This window comes from Solibacillus kalamii, assembly GCF_002174535.1.
In the GTDB taxonomy this organism is placed as follows: domain Bacteria; phylum Bacillota; class Bacilli; order Bacillales_A; family Planococcaceae; genus Solibacillus; species Solibacillus silvestris.
In genome coordinates, this window is sequence record NZ_NHNT01000001.1 from 289,711 (window position 1) to 305,093 (window position 15,383).

A 15,383-nucleotide genomic window follows, 5' to 3' on the forward strand; every position below is an offset into this window, starting at 1 on the left:
TAACGTTTAATGATTAAATTTATCGCTTTTCCAACATAAAACAACGAGAATTACTTTTAGGCTTTGTTTAATAAAAAAGCATTTCATTAAACTTCATTATTAAAAAAACTGATATTTCACATAATGGAATTATATAACTATAACAAAAACGTGTAAAGTATATTTTTGATAACTTCACACGTTTTTGAATATTTTTAATATTTTTTTATTTCAGTTTACCTGTTTTTAAATCTTGATGCCAATTTTTTAAGAAAGGAATGTCCTTTTCCTGAATGGCTGATGCCTCTTTTGCTGCATCGATTAAGTAATCAAAATTTGTTAAGGAAACAAATTTCACCCCAGCTTCATCAAACACCTGATCCGCTTTAGGCAGATTATATGTATACACACATACGACCCCTAACACTTCACAACCTGCATTGCGTAATGCTTCAACAGCAGTAATGGACGAACCTCCTGTTGAAATGATATCCTCGATTACAACGACTTTTTGACCTTTTGCATATTTTCCTTCAATCTGGTTTCCGCGGCCGTGCTCTTTTGCTTTTGAACGCACATAAACCATTGGCAATTGCATAATATCCGCTACCCAGGCAGCATGAGGAATCCCCGCAGTTGCAGTACCCGCCACTACTTCACAGTCAGAAAAATGATCTTTAATTAATGAGGAAAGTCCGTTGGCAAGCTGCTTGCGAATAACTGGATCTGAAATAGTTAAACGTGTATCGCAGTAAATTGGTGACTGAATTCCTGAAGCCCATGTAAATAAATCGGTCGGATTCAATTCCACCGCTCCTACTTTTAGCATTGCATGTGCAATTTCGTTTTGTAATGACATTTTAATTTGCCTCCCATAAGTTACAAACTTCTTGATATGCTTTCACTGGATTGACGGCACCTGTAATGGCACGTCCTACAACAATAAGTGATGAGCCGTCTTTTTTAGCACCATCAGGGGTTGCAATACGCTGTTGATCATGTGCCTCCCCACCAAGCATACGGATTCCCGGTGTTACCCGTAAAAAGTCATCTCCGCATGCTTCACGAATAGCCTGTGCCTCAAGAACAGAACAGACAACACCGTGAAGGCCTGCTTGTTTTGTCAGCTGTGCATAGTGTAAGACGGATTCTTTCAAAGATAGGGCAATTTTTTGTTCATCATGCATACGCTGTTCTGTCGTAGAAGTCAGTTGTGTAACGGCAATTAACGCTGCTCTTTTAGCTCCTGCTGGTGTACCCGCCTCCAAGCCTTCCAATGCACCTTCCATCATCATCCGTCCACCTGCTGCATGAACATTCACTAAATCTACACCTTGCCCTGCTAAGCCCTTCATCGCTGATTTCACTGTGTTCGGGATATCATGAAGCTTTAAGTCTAAAAATATATCATGTCCTTGTTCTTTTACTTTTCGCACAATAGTAGGGCCTTCCTGCATATACAGTTCCATCCCGATTTTAACGAAAAGTTTTTCTTCAAATTGTCCTAAAAAGCCCATAACTTCTTTCTCACCAGGAAAATCTAAAGCAATAATTGGTTTTGTATTCATATTAACGGTGGCTCCTTCCGATAATTTCTGAAATATGCTTCACATTTAATGTATCAAGCAAGACCGGTAATTCCTCGATGATTGTCGGACATACGAAATGATCCACAAAGTTTGCTGTCCCGACTGCCACAGCTGATGCACCTGCAGACATAAAATCGATCACATCCTGTGCACAAGTCACTCCACCCATGCCGATAATCGGAATATTCACAGCTTTATAAACGTCATACACCATACGGATAGCTACCGGTTTAATGGCGGGACCTGATAAGCCGCCTGTCCCGTTTGCAATGACAGGTTTCCCAGTACGCTCGTCCAAACGCATACCCACAAGTGTATTAATCATCGTTATACCGTCCGCTCCACCTGCTTCCACCGCTTTGGCAATGTCTACAATATTTGTCACGTTCGGAGATAGTTTCACATATACAGGTACACTTGAAACCGCCTTTACAGCAGCAGTTAACTGCCTAGCTGTTTCCGGATCTGTCCCGAATTGAATCCCGCCGCATTTTACATTCGGACAAGAAATATTTAATTCTAATGCCTTTACGTTAGAGGTCTTTGAAATACGGTCCGCTACTTCCACATAATCCGCAACTTCCGTGCCGGCAACATTGGCAATAACCGGGACATCATAGCTTTCCAAAAACTTCAGCTCTTCACCCATTACCTTTTCAATCCCTGGATTTTGCAGGCCGATAGCATTTAACATGCCTGCTGATGTTTCGGCTACACGCGGTGTCGGATTTCCTTTACGCGTTTCCACTGTTGTTGCTTTAATCATGATAGCACCTAGCTTTGATAAATCATAAAGCTGGGCATATTCGCGTCCAAAGCCAAAGCAGCCTGACGCGGGCATAATTGGATTTTTCAAGTCCAAACCTGGCAATTGTAAGTTTAATCGGCTCATAATGCCACAACTCCTTTCGGGAATACTGGTCCGTCTGAGCACACTTTTACATAGTCTTTTCCATAACCTTCTGTCGTATCGCATACACATGCAAAGCACGCACCGATTCCGCAGCCCATTCGTTCCTCAAAGGATAGGTACCCTTCTTTTTCAGAGTAATAGCCTTCTAAAGCACGAAGCATCGGCAATGGACCACATGAATAAAACAGATCGAACTCGGGCTTTACTTCATCAAATACTGTTGTAACAAACCCTTTCGTTCCCTTCGTGCCGTCTACTGTTGCATAGTAAGTATCGCCTAAAGCAGTGAACTGTTCCTCGTAGAAGCATACATCCTCTGATTGAAAACCTAGAACATGGATCGTTTTCACGCCGCGCGCATTCAGTTGTTTCGCTAATTCATGGAGTGGCGGGACACCAATTCCCCCTCCTACTAAAAGCGCTGTCTGGCCGGGCTTTGCCGCTTCAACAGGAAACCCGTTCCCTAACGGACCTAACACATCCACGATTTCATTTTCGCGGTTTGTTGCCAGAAATTTCGTGCCACGGCCTTCAGCACGGTAAATCATCGTAAATTCATTTTTTTCTTTATCTACATTGGCAATACTGATTGGTCGACGCAACAAAGGTTCGAATGTATTTGACACCTTTACATGAACAAACTGGCCAGGCGTCATGTCCTGAACCAGTTGTCCTTGTAGTGTCAATTCGAAAATGTTCGTCGCAATTTGCTTTTGCGCTACAACTGTCATTTTCTCTTGACGAATCATTTTAGTGTACTACCTCCGCTTTCGGCATTTCTTCTGCTGTGAATGTCATTGATTCGATTACGCGCAGCATTGCTTCTGCTGTATCTAATGAAGTTAGGCATGGTACACCGTTTTCAACTGATTCTCGACGAATACGGAAACCATCACGTGCAGGCTGTTTCCCTTTTGTTAATGTATTGACAACTAATTGGGCTTCACCATTTTGAATCATATCGATCAATGTCTTCCCTTTACCGCCGATTTTCTCTACGACGTCAGTTTTAATACCCTTTGCTTCAAATGTTTTTGCTGTACCTTCTGTCGCTACGATACGGTAGCCGACTGTCGAGAAGCGTTTCGCCAGACTGATTGCTTCCTCTTTGTCTTTATCCGATACAGTGAACAGGATTGTACCATGTGTTTTAATTTCCATTCCTGCTGCTACGAAACCTTTATATAATGCTTTTTCGTAAGTAGCGTCTTTCCCCATTACTTCCCCTGTTGATTTCATTTCAGGTCCTAATGTAATGTCGACACGGCGTAATTTTGCGAATGAGAATACCGGTACTTTTACGAATACGCCTTTCTGTTCTTGTGCCAGCCCTGTTGGATAGCCTTGTTCAATAATCGATTGACCAAGAATCGCTTTTGTTGCAATATTTGCCATTGGGATGTTTGTAATTTTACTTAAAAACGGTACAGTACGACTTGAGCGAGGATTTACTTCGATGACGTAAATTTCACCTTCACTCATTACATATTGGATATTCATTAAGCCGACAATACCAAGGCCTTTTGCCAGGCGAGTCGTATAGTCTACTAATATTTCTTTCTGAGCATCTGTTAACTTTTGTGGTGGATATACACTGATTGAGTCACCTGAGTGCACACCTGCTCGTTCAACATGTTCCATAATTCCTGGAATTAATACATTCTCACCGTCGCAAATTGCATCGACTTCAATTTCCTGTCCCGTTAAGTAACGGTCTACTAATACAGGGTGATCGGGTGATGCTTCAACCGCGTTAGTCATATAGTGAGCAAGCTCTTCCATGTTATAAACAATTTCCATTGCACGGCCGCCTAGTACATATGACGGGCGAACTAATACAGGGAATCCTAAACCTTCTGCAATTTTCATCGCACCTTCAGCTGATGTTGCTGTATCGCCAGGAGGTTGCGGAATTTTCAGTTCTTGTAATGCCGCTTCGAACTTGTTACGGTTTTCAGCACGGTCGATATCTTCAAGTGTCGTCCCTAAAATTTTCACACCGTTCGCTTCAAGCTTATCCGCTAAATTGATTGCTGTTTGCCCACCGAACTGTACGACTACGCCGATTGGCTGCTCCAGATCAATAATGTGCATCACATCTTCAATTGTTAACGGCTCGAAGTATAATTTATCCGAAATCGAGAAGTCCGTCGAAACTGTTTCTGGATTTGAGTTAATGATGATCGCTTCATAGCCCGCTTCTTGAATTGCCCATACAGAGTGAACTGTTGCATAGTCGAACTCTACGCCTTGACCGATACGGATCGGACCTGAGCCGAGTACTACAACTGAAGGTTTGTCAGTTCTGATCGATTCATTTTCTTCCTCGTAAGTACCGTAGAAGTATGGTGTATTCGATTCGAATTCCGCCGCACATGTATCAACCATTTTATATACTGGAATAATGCCATGCTCTTTACGGAAATCATAAACCGCTTGCTCTTCCATTTTCCATAGCTGTGCAATTTTTTTATCTGCAAAGCCTAAACGTTTCGCTGTGCGTAAAATTTCCTGATTGCCTTTGTTCTCTGCCAATGTAGTTTCCATATCTACAATTTTTTTCAGCTTCGTTAAGAAGAACATGTCAATTGCAGACCATTCATGGATTTTTTCCACAGTAACACCACGTCGTATTGCTTCACCTATAAAGAATAGACGCTCATCCCCTGCTTTTTTAATACGCTTTTCAATCCATGTATCTGTTAATTCATCTGCATGTTTCATTTCAATATGCACATGGCCAGTTTCCAAAGAACGGACAGCCTTTAAAATCGCTTCTTCAAATGTACGACCAAGTGCCATAACTTCCCCAGTCGCCTTCATTTGTGTACCAAGGTTACGTTTTGCCGATTCAAATTTATCAAATGGCCAACGCGGAATTTTTGCCACAATGTAGTCAAGTGCCGGCTCGAAGCACGCGAATGTTGAACCTGTAACAGGGTTTTTAATCTCATCCAATGTAAGTCCTACAGCGATTTTTGCTGCAAGCTTCGCGATCGGGTAGCCTGTCGCTTTTGATGCTAATGCAGATGAACGCGATACACGCGGGTTTACTTCAATTACATAGTACTGGAATGAGTATGGATCTAATGCAAGCTGTACGTTACAGCCACCTTCGATTTTTAATGCGCGAATAATATCAAGTGAAATGTTACGCAGCATTTGGTTTTCACGGTCTGATAAAGTTTGTGTTGGCGCCACAACAATTGAGTCACCTGTATGGATACCAACCGGGTCAAAGTTCTCCATGTTACATACAACGATCGCATTATCTGCCGCATCACGCATTACTTCATATTCAATCTCTTTAAAGCCTGCGATTGATTTTTCCAGTAAACATTGCGTTACAGGCGAGTATTTTAAACCAGACGTTACAATTTCCTGTAAGTCCTGATCGTTGTAGCAAATTCCGCCGCCTGTTCCGCCAAGTGTGAATGCCGGACGGACGATTACCGGATAACCGATTTTCGCAACGAACGTTTTCGCTTCTTCCATGTTATGGATAATATCAGACTCTGGAACCGGTGCACCAAGTTCATACATTAAGTTTCGGAATAAATCACGGTCTTCAGCTTTATGAATCGCATCCAGTTTTGTACCAAGAATTTCAATTCCTAGTTCATCTAAAATTCCAGACTCATCAAGCTCGATTGCCATATTTAACCCTGTTTGACCACCTAATGTAGAAAGAATTGCATCCGGACGTTCTTTTCGTAAAATTCGCGATACAAATTCAAGGCTGATTGGCTCAATGTATACTTTGTCTGCGATCTCAGTATCCGTCATAATTGTCGCCGGGTTCGAGTTGATTAAGATTACTTTATAGCCCTCTTCTTTTAATGAAAGACATGCTTGTGTCCCTGCATAGTCAAATTCTGCTGCTTGACCGATTACGATCGGACCTGAGCCGATTACTAAAATTGTATTTATATCTGTACGTTTAGGCATATTGGTTCTCCTTTGCTGCTTCGATTTCCATCATTTCGATAAATTCGTCAAATAGGTAGTTTGAATCTTCAGGACCTGGAGATGCTTCCGGGTGATACTGCACAGTGAAAATCGGATAATTCTTATGGCGAACCCCTTCACAAGTACCATCATTTAAAGCGACATGTGTTAACTCTAGATCTGTATCCTTTAATGATTCAATATCGATTGCATAGCCATGGTTTTGGCTCGTTAAATCCGTGCGACCAGTACGAAGGTTTTTAACCGGATGATTTCCGCCTCGGTGACCGAAAGGCAGTTTAAACGATTTTGCGCCACAAGCTAGTGAAAACAGTTGGTGCCCTAGACAAATACCGAAGATTGGCACTTTTCCAATTAGTCCTTTAATTGTTTCGATTCCTTCTGTTACATCTTCCGGGTTTCCTGGACCGTTCGAAAGCATGATGCCATCCGGATGCATGGCTAAAATTTGCTCGGCTGTCGTGTTATAAGGTACGACCAGTACATCACAGTCACGCTTGTTTAATTCGCGTAAAATACCGTGCTTCATTCCGAAGTCGATCAGCACGACACGTTTTCCGCGTCCTGGTGACGGGTATGCCGCTTTTGGCGATACTTCGCGGACATGGTGTGTAATATATGGTGTTTCCTGTAATTGAGCGACGATTTGTTCAATATCCACTTCGGCGTCTGCTTCAGTTAAAATCGCTCGTACTGCTCCTTTTGCACGAATAATGCGCGTTAATTTTCTTGTATCGATTCCTTCAATGCCTGGGATATCTTGCGCTGCCAAGTAATCCCCTAAAGACATATCCGAGCGCCAGTTTGATGGCTGCTCTGCCAATTCACGTACGACAAAACCGCGGATTGCAGGAGTAATTGCTTCAAAGTCATCACGGTTAATGCCGTAATTTCCGACCAACGGGTATGTTAATGTAACAATTTGCCCGTAAAATGATGGATCTGAAATTGTTTCCTGGTAGCCTGTCATCCCTGTAGTAAATACAACTTCTCCTTGACTCGCTTTGTCGCTTCCAAATGCAGTACCTGTAAATACAGTGCCATCTTCTAAAATTAGTAAACGCTTCTTCATTATTCCGCCTCCTGATATACAATATTGCCTTCAAACATCGTTACTACCGGCCATCCTTTTGCAGTCCATCCGTTAAATGGTGTGTTACGTCCTTTTGAGACAAACCCTTCTGCATCAATTGTCTGTTCTTTATCCAAATCGATTAGTACAAGATCCGCTGAAGCGCCTACTTCCAATGTTCCGTATGGAAGATCGAAAATTTGGGCTGCCTTTACACTCATCCAGTCGACTAATTGCTTCAATGTCCATTTCCCTGTCTCTACAAAATTTGTATACAATAACGGGAATGCTGTCTCAAAACCAACAATACCGAATGGAGCCCCAACCATACCGCAGCATTTTTCCTCTGCTGTATGCGGTGCATGATCTGTTGCGATACAGTCGATCGTACCGTCAAGCAGTGCTGCATGCAGTGAATCTTTATCGTCTGCAGCACGTAATGGCGGGTTCATCTTCCAGTTGGCATCATCTGACGGGATATCCATTTCTTCTAACAATAGATGGTGTGGACAAACTTCCGCTGTCACTTTAATTCCTGCTGCTTTTGCATTCCTTACAGCACGTACGGATTCTTTCGTCGATACATGGCATACATGGTATCGTGCACCAGCCGCTTCAGCCAGCAGTACATCTCGAGCAATCTGTACTGACTCGCAAATTGAAGGAATCCCTGGTAAACCAAGTTCTTTATTGCGCTTCCCTTCATGCATAACCCCATCGTAAATAAGTGAATTATCTTCACAGTGTGCTACGACAACCGCATCGAGCTTTGCTGCCTGCTGCATTTGCTCATACATAGTCGACGCTAGCTGAATACCGATGCCGTCATCCGAGAAAGCGACTGCCCCCTGTTCTCTTAACTCTTGCATATTTGTGCGAACTTCACCTGAAATATCTTTCGTTAAAGAGCCATATGGTAAAACTCGAATCACTGCACTTTTTTTGATCAATCCGTTAATATGCTGCATATTTTCTACTGAATCCGGTACCGGCTTTGTATTTGGCATCGCACAAATTGTTGTGAAGCCGCCTTTTGCTGCAGATGCAGAACCTGTTGCGATCGTTTCTTTATGTTCAAAGCCAGGCTCACGTAAGTGGGTATGTACATCGACAAAACCTGGTGATGCGAAATGACCATTCCCGTCAATCACCGTAGCGCCAGCTGGAATGTCTCCATTAATTGAAGCGATTTTGCCGTTTTCTATTACAATAGTAGAAACTACTAATTCGCCTTCCTCATTGAGTAGCTTCATATTTTGTATAACTGTTGTCATGTTGATCTCTTCCTTTCAAAATCGTTTCTAAAATGGCCATTCGTGTAAATACACCGTTTCGCACTTGTTCGAAAATGCGGGAACGACTGCATTCTACAAGGGCATCCGCAATTTCCACATCGCGGTTTACCGGTGCCGGGTGCATAATGATAGCCCTCTCTTTCATCCGCTGTTCACGTTCAATCGTTAAACCATACTCTGCATGGTAGCTTTCTTTTGAAAAGTTTTTACTTACGGAGTGACGTTCATGCTGGATTCGCAGCAGCATAATGACATCGCTGTCTTCCAGCACTTCATCCCAGCTATGTGCTGCTTCAAAATTTCCTGCCCATGCCGGCGGACAAAGGAATCGAACATTTGCCCCTAATCGAGTAAGTGCTGTCGCATTTGATTTTGCGACACGGCTATGTGAAATATCACCGACGATCGTAATATTCAAGTCTTCAAATCGACCGAACTCTTTTTGGATCGTATATAAATCCAGCAATGACTGTGAAGGATGTTGGCCAGCGCCATCACCTGCATTAATGACCGCACACCCGATGCCTTCTAAAAGTTCGTTGTAATATTCATCTTCCTTATCTCGAATAACGACAGCATCGATTCCGATCATTTCCAATGTTTTGACTGTATCGTACAGCGTTTCTCCCTTTGTCGTGCTGGAAAACTCGGCATCAAACGGTATAACTGTACATCCTAGTCGACGCTCCGCCATTTCAAAGCTCGTTTTTGTACGTGTACTTGGCTCAAAGAAAAGGTTTGCTACATGAAATTCGCGTTGTAACACAGGGTTTTCTCCATTTTCGAAATGCTGTGCTCGATTTAAAATCATCATTATTTCTTCATTTGACAAATGTTCCATCGATAATAAATTTTTCATGTGAGTGCCTCCGCTTATATCAATTACGCCCCGGCGCAAATGCTAGCTTGATATTATTTTATTACATTATGAATATTTAATCTACTTTTTGTTTAAATATACAATATCTCGTCATAAATAAGCCTCGCTATCATCATTAGCGAGGCTTGGAGGGTGTGACAAGGTAAGGTATCATTCTAAAAATGATCCTTTCATGCATGTCATACCCTTCCTTGCCTCTCTGGACAATCTTTAAAAGGTATTTCTTTTATTCTTCTGTTTCGTAAATATCTTTTTCTGTTACTTCACGACCTGGCAATACGAGGTTCAAGATGACACCGATAATCGACGCTAATGCCATTCCTTCAATCGCAAAGCTTTCCGTAAAGCGCATTGCTGCCCCGCCAATTCCGACTACTAATATTACGGATGCAATGACCATGTTACGGTTATTTCCGAAGTCTACTTTGCTCTCCACTAACATACGTAAACCACTTGCTGCAATAATCCCGAATAACAGGATTGAAATACCGCCAAGTACTGCTGTCGGGATTGTTTCAATCAGTGCCATCAGCTGACCCGAAAACGATACGACAATGGCCACAACTGCTGCTCCTAAAATTACATACACTGAATATACACGTGTGATAGCAAGAACCCCGATGTTTTCGCCGTATGTTGTTTTTGGCGGACCGCCGATCAGTGCTGAAGCAAATGTTCCAAGACCATCACCTAGAAGCGAACGATGTAAGCCCGGGTCTTTAATGAAGTTGCGGTTTACAACTTTCCCTAATACTAGCTGGTGGCCGATATGTTCTGAAATCGTCACAATGACAATCGGCACCATTCCGATAAAAATTGCGCCTGTAAGTTGGAAGTCATAGTGTACACCAGGGATTAAAAAGTCCGGCAATGCGAAGAACTTGGCATTTTTGACAGCTGTGAAGTCAACGATTCCGATGATGACCGAATAAATATAACCAACGATAATCCCCATTAAAATTGGCATTGCACTTAAAATGTTTTTAAAGAATACTGTGAAAATAATCGCAGTAGCTAACGTTACCAATGCCGCCGAGAAGTGAAGGCCGCTATATTCGCCGTCTACATTCATCGCCATATCGACTGCCGTGCCAGATAACCCTAATCCGATAACGATAATTACTGGTGCAACGACGATCGGCGGTAAAATATTCATCAGCCATTTGTAGCCTGTTTTCCAGATTAATAATGCTACGATTGCGTATACAACGCCAACCATCATAGCCCCGATCATTGCATTTCCAGGGTTGATCGCAACACCTGCTTCCGATAAGCCTGCTACTAATATAATCGGAGAGATAAAGGCAAATGATGAACCTAAGTAAGCCGGTACTTTAAACTGTGTAATGATCAAAAAGATAATTGTCGCAATTCCGCTTGTTAAAAGCGCTATGGATGGGCTTAACCCGACTAATTTTGGTACTAAAATTGTTGATCCGAACATGGCAAACATGTGCTGGAAACTAAATGTAATCAGCTGCCCTGCTGTAGGTTTTTCATGAATATCCAATACTGCTTTTGTCATGATGTTCTCTCCCTGTATTCACTTATTCCTCAAATTTATGAATTGTTACAATATCTTCTTTGTCTGTTTCTACGAGATTGACGACAATGCGTTCAGCGCTTGATGTCGGGATATTTTTCCCTACATAGTCAGCACGTATCGGCAATTCACGGTGGCCCCGGTCAACGAGAACCCCAAGCTGGATTTGCGCCGGTCTCCCTAAGTCCATAATGGCATCCAATGCTGCACGTACTGTTCTTCCTGTATAAAGAACATCATCGATCAGCACAACTTTCTGTTCCTTTACTTCGTGCTCAATATCAACTTGCTTAACCTGTGCCTGATCGTGCTTAGGTGTTAAATCATCTCGGTACAATGTAATATCAAGCTCTCCTGTGCGAATCGCTTTTCCTTCAATCGATTCGATTCTTTCTGCAAGGCGCCTTGCCAAATAGGCACCGCGTGTTTTAATCCCGACTAAAATCACTTCATCAATGCCTTTGTTACGTTCAATAATTTCGTGTGCAATTCGTGTAATCGCACGGTTCATCGATGGGCCATCAAGTAATACTGTAAAATTTTCCATGATGCTGCTCCTTTCGTTTTTTCATGTTCACTGGGTATGATCAATGTAAATTTCAAACAAAAAACCCTCTAGAAAGTTCTAGAGGGTTTGAAAAGTCATGTTGAAAAACTGCACACGGGTATTTTTGCGCACAAAAATTCCGTTGCTTCACATTATCCCTTCTCAGCCTCTCTGGACTGCCATTAAAGGTGAACAATATTCAGATTGATTTGATTTGCTGTGACTACCTGCTTGCTCTCGTCAAGTTCTGTAGTTCACTGTTGTCAGTATAGGCTTGATTATTTAATAAGTCAACTAACTTAGTGAAGGTCAGACAACTGAAATTTAATGTTTGAAAAGTTTGAATTTTATTTTACGTTTAGGTTTGGTAGGGATTTTCTAATAAGTGCGCTGTAATTTCTAATATATTCTGAAATCTTCTAATAAAAGCTGTATTTTCTAATATATTGGCGCATTGTTCAAATAAGTATGCGGAATTTTCTAATAAAATTTCCCAATGTGCTAATATGTACAGAGTATTTTCTAATATCCTCTTCAAATGTTCTAATAAAATCAATTTAAGCTACTTGAATGCCTTTTCATGCATAAGATAATTTCTCAAATCGAACCAATTTCCAGCCGTTTTCTAATAAAAGCCATCCATCTTCTAATATCGCCGCAACTTCTTCTAATATCCACTGCAAATGTTCTAATTTAGGCTATGTGAATGCCTCTACATACCGAAATTACATCCCAAAATGAACCCCTTCTCAGTCATTTTCTAATAAAAGCTCTTCATCTTCTAATATCGCCGCACTATTTTCTAATATGCTCTTCAATAGTTCTAATGAAGCCGACCACAAACCCTCCCTAACTAAAAAAACAGCCGCCCCCTATAAAAGGAGCCGGCTGTTCAAAATTATCCGCGTAATTCTTTAATTAATTGTTTGAAATCTTCCGGTAGCGGTGATTCAAACTCTAAATATTCTTTCGTTACAGGGTGGATAAATCCTAATACACCTGCATGTAATACTTGGCCGCCGAAATCGATTGTTTTTCTTGGACCGTATTTCGGATCTCCTGCTAACGGGAAACCGATATAGTTCATATGCACACGAATTTGGTGTGTACGGCCTGTTTCAAGACGGCACTCCACTAAAGTAAACTCACCGAAACGCTCGATCACTTGGAAATGTGTAACCGCATGCTTGCCTTTATCGACAACTGCCTGCTTTTGACGGTCTTTCTGGTCACGGCCGATTGGTGCATCAATTGTTCCTTTTTCATGCGCAATATGACCATGTACTAAAGCCGTATACTTACGTGTTACCGATTTTTCAACAAGCTGATTAACAAGACTTTCATGGGCCACATCATTTTTTGCAACCATTAATAAACCGGACGTATCCTTATCAATACGGTGTACAATACCTGGACGTGCGACACCGTTAATGCCGGATAAATCTTTGCAATGATGCATTAATCCATTTACTAATGTACCGGTTGCATGGCCTGGTGCCGGGTGAACAACCATTCCGCGCGGTTTATTCACAACTAAAACGTCTGCATCTTCGTAAACGATTTCCAAATTTAAATCTTCTGGAATGATTTCCAAATCTTCTACTTCCGGAACCGTTACTTCAATAACGTCCCCTTGCTTCACTTTATATTTTGCTTTTACGGCTGCACCGTTTACTAAAATACGTTCTTCATCCAGCCAGTTACTAATTTGCGAACGTGACCAAGATTCTTCCATTTGTGAAAGTGCCTTATCAATACGTTCCCCTGCAAATTCTTCTATTGTTAATGTGACTACTGTCATTATTTCACCTTTTTCTTATCCTTTTTTTCTTCTAGTATGATCGTAATGAAAAGCATTACAACAGCAATTGTCAAAGCTGCGTCCGCTATATTGAAGATCGGGAAATGATAATTGATTACCGGTATATAAACATCGACAAAATCAACTACTTCTCCACGGAATAATCGGTCAATAAAGTTACCAACCGCGCCACCTAATAACATCATTAAGCTTACATGAAAAAGTGGCTTCCCTTTTGCTTCTGTATGATTAAAATAAATAATGGCGATAATGACAGCAACTGTAACAACTGAGAACAACCACATTTGTCCTTCCAACATGCCCCATGCCGCACCACGGTTACGATGCGATAAAATGCCAAACCAAGGATCCCATACACTGATGCGTTCCCCTAATTCCATATTTTTAACAATGAGCCACTTTGTCCATTGATCCAAAATGACTGCAATTATTGCGATTCCGTAATATTTATACACAGCAAATCCTCCGTTTACGATATATCTTACCTATTTTAACATAATATCAGACCATCTGATATTTTTAATGTGTGAAAAGTGACAATAAAAGCAGCAGCTTCTACTTTTTAGGTGAAAGATCTACTTTTCATGCTAAAGATTCTACTTTCGGTGATCAAGCTTCTACATTCGAATCCATATTAGCTATTAAAAGAGCGGCCACTACATTTCATTATGAAAAAAGCTTGTTTAGTCACATTCAACTAAACAAGCTCTAAACCCTCTAAACCTTCAACCAAAAAATAATCGCAGCCCCGCCATTGTCACGACACCGGCAATAACTGTTTTCGATAGACTTTTGGTAAGTAAAGCAATAAATAACGTAGGAATAAACGCCATCACATTAAGCCAATGAACCGTAACGATTATTTCTTCTTTCTCGAAGAAACCTTCAATTACAAGGGCAGACAATATACAAACAGGTATGTAGGCAAGCCATCGCAGCACGATTTTCGGCATCTTCATATTTTTCACTAATATAAACGGCAATATTCTAGGAATCCACGTTACTAGGGCACAGCCTAAAATTAGTAATACCATCGCTACCGAGGTTGTCATTTTTCCAATGCCACCCCAATCGTTGCAACAATTACGGTTGATAACAGGACAGCTAAATGCCCGGGCATAAAGTAAAGCATCCCGTACATGCTGATAACCATAATGAGGATCAGTTTTATGTAATGCATTAATTTTTCTTTTGGAATGCTCGCAAGTGTCAGAACAAGCAGTGCGACAAACATTGCCACCAAAGCATAGTCCAGTCCCCACTTTTCCGGGTCCGGCAGCCATTGCCCGATAATGCCGCCTATTGAGCATGCCGCAATCCAAGTCGTGTACGCTGTAATGTTTAAACCGTCCATCCATTTCCCGCCAAGACGTCCTTCTTTTCCGGCACTAACGACGGAAACACCAAATGTTTCATCTGTCAGCAATGTCCCGAACCCGATATTACGCAGCGTGGAATACTTTGTGAAATACGGTGCAATAGTTAAAGACATAAGCAAGTGCCGTAAATTGACGATAAAAATTGTAGCAATGACCGCCGTTACAGGGGCACCGGCTAAATACAGGCCACAAAAGATAAACTGGGCGGATCCTGCATATACAAGTACCGAAAGTAAAAAAACTTCCAATACCGAAATACCCGAAGCAATTCCGACAACTCCAAATGCAAGACCGATGCTAATATAGCCGAGCAATGTCGGCACACAGTCTTTTACCCCCTGCATAAACGTATCAGGAGTTAATGGCTTCTGTTCGATTCGTTCCAAAATGTACAA

14 protein-coding genes are annotated in these 15,383 nt (G+C 41.6%); all 14 read right to left on the bottom strand.

Going from position 1 to position 15,383, the window contains the following annotated elements; genetic code table 11:
• Positions 1-205 precede the first annotated feature (205 nt).
• Complete coding sequence (gene pyrE, locus CBM15_RS01390; protein ID WP_087615456.1) at positions 206-838, bottom strand: orotate phosphoribosyltransferase; 633 nt, start codon at positions 836-838, stop codon at positions 206-208.
• A 1-nt stretch (position 839) separates the two neighbouring features.
• Positions 840-1,547: an orotidine-5'-phosphate decarboxylase gene (gene pyrF, locus CBM15_RS01395; RefSeq protein ID WP_087615457.1), complete on the bottom strand. Its 708-nt coding sequence runs from the start codon at positions 1,545-1,547 to the stop codon at positions 840-842.
• 1 nt (position 1,548) lies between these two features.
• Entirely contained in the window at positions 1,549-2,460 is a 912-nt protein-coding gene (locus tag CBM15_RS01400) for a dihydroorotate dehydrogenase (protein ID WP_087615458.1), read from the bottom strand.
• Positions 2,457-3,230, bottom strand: coding sequence for a dihydroorotate dehydrogenase electron transfer subunit (locus CBM15_RS01405; RefSeq protein ID WP_087615459.1), 774 nt, complete (start codon positions 3,228-3,230; stop codon positions 2,457-2,459). The genes CBM15_RS01400 and CBM15_RS01405 overlap by 4 nt, the downstream gene beginning before the upstream one ends.
• Position 3,231: 1 nt before the next feature.
• A complete protein-coding gene (carB, locus tag CBM15_RS01410; RefSeq protein ID WP_087615460.1) occupies positions 3,232-6,429 on the bottom strand; it encodes a carbamoyl-phosphate synthase large subunit in 3,198 nt (1,065 codons plus the stop codon).
• Positions 6,422-7,522, bottom strand: a complete 1,101-nt coding sequence (locus CBM15_RS01415; protein WP_087615461.1) for a carbamoyl phosphate synthase small subunit — start codon at positions 7,520-7,522, stop codon at positions 6,422-6,424. Before CBM15_RS01415 ends, carB begins: the two co-directional genes overlap by 8 nt.
• Entirely contained in the window at positions 7,522-8,796 is a 1,275-nt protein-coding gene (locus tag CBM15_RS01420) for a dihydroorotase (RefSeq protein ID WP_087615462.1), read from the bottom strand. Before CBM15_RS01420 ends, CBM15_RS01415 begins: the two co-directional genes overlap by 1 nt.
• Complete coding sequence (locus tag CBM15_RS01425) at positions 8,759-9,676, bottom strand: aspartate carbamoyltransferase catalytic subunit (RefSeq protein WP_087615463.1); 918 nt, start codon at positions 9,674-9,676, stop codon at positions 8,759-8,761. The genes CBM15_RS01420 and CBM15_RS01425 overlap by 38 nt, the downstream gene beginning before the upstream one ends.
• 247 nt (positions 9,677-9,923) lie before the next feature.
• Complete coding sequence (locus CBM15_RS01430; protein WP_087615464.1) at positions 9,924-11,222, bottom strand: solute carrier family 23 protein; 1,299 nt, start codon at positions 11,220-11,222, stop codon at positions 9,924-9,926.
• A 22-nt stretch (positions 11,223-11,244) separates the two neighbouring features.
• Entirely contained in the window at positions 11,245-11,787 is a 543-nt protein-coding gene (gene pyrR / locus CBM15_RS01435; protein ID WP_087615465.1) for a bifunctional pyr operon transcriptional regulator/uracil phosphoribosyltransferase PyrR, read from the bottom strand.
• A gap of 898 nt (positions 11,788-12,685) precedes the next feature.
• Positions 12,686-13,588: an RluA family pseudouridine synthase gene (locus tag CBM15_RS01440; protein WP_087615466.1), complete on the bottom strand. Its 903-nt coding sequence runs from the start codon at positions 13,586-13,588 to the stop codon at positions 12,686-12,688.
• Positions 13,588-14,064, bottom strand: coding sequence for a signal peptidase II (gene lspA / locus CBM15_RS01445; protein WP_087615467.1), 477 nt, complete (start codon positions 14,062-14,064; stop codon positions 13,588-13,590). Before lspA ends, CBM15_RS01440 begins: the two co-directional genes overlap by 1 nt.
• Positions 14,065-14,334: 270 nt before the next feature.
• On the bottom strand, positions 14,335-14,661 hold the full coding sequence (locus tag CBM15_RS01450) for an AzlD domain-containing protein (RefSeq protein ID WP_087615468.1): 327 nt from the start codon (positions 14,659-14,661) through the stop codon (positions 14,335-14,337).
• Positions 14,658-15,332, bottom strand: coding sequence for an AzlC family ABC transporter permease (locus tag CBM15_RS01455; RefSeq protein ID WP_193433748.1), 675 nt, complete (start codon positions 15,330-15,332; stop codon positions 14,658-14,660). The genes CBM15_RS01450 and CBM15_RS01455 overlap by 4 nt, the downstream gene beginning before the upstream one ends.
• Between the last annotated feature and the right edge of the window lie 51 nt (positions 15,333-15,383).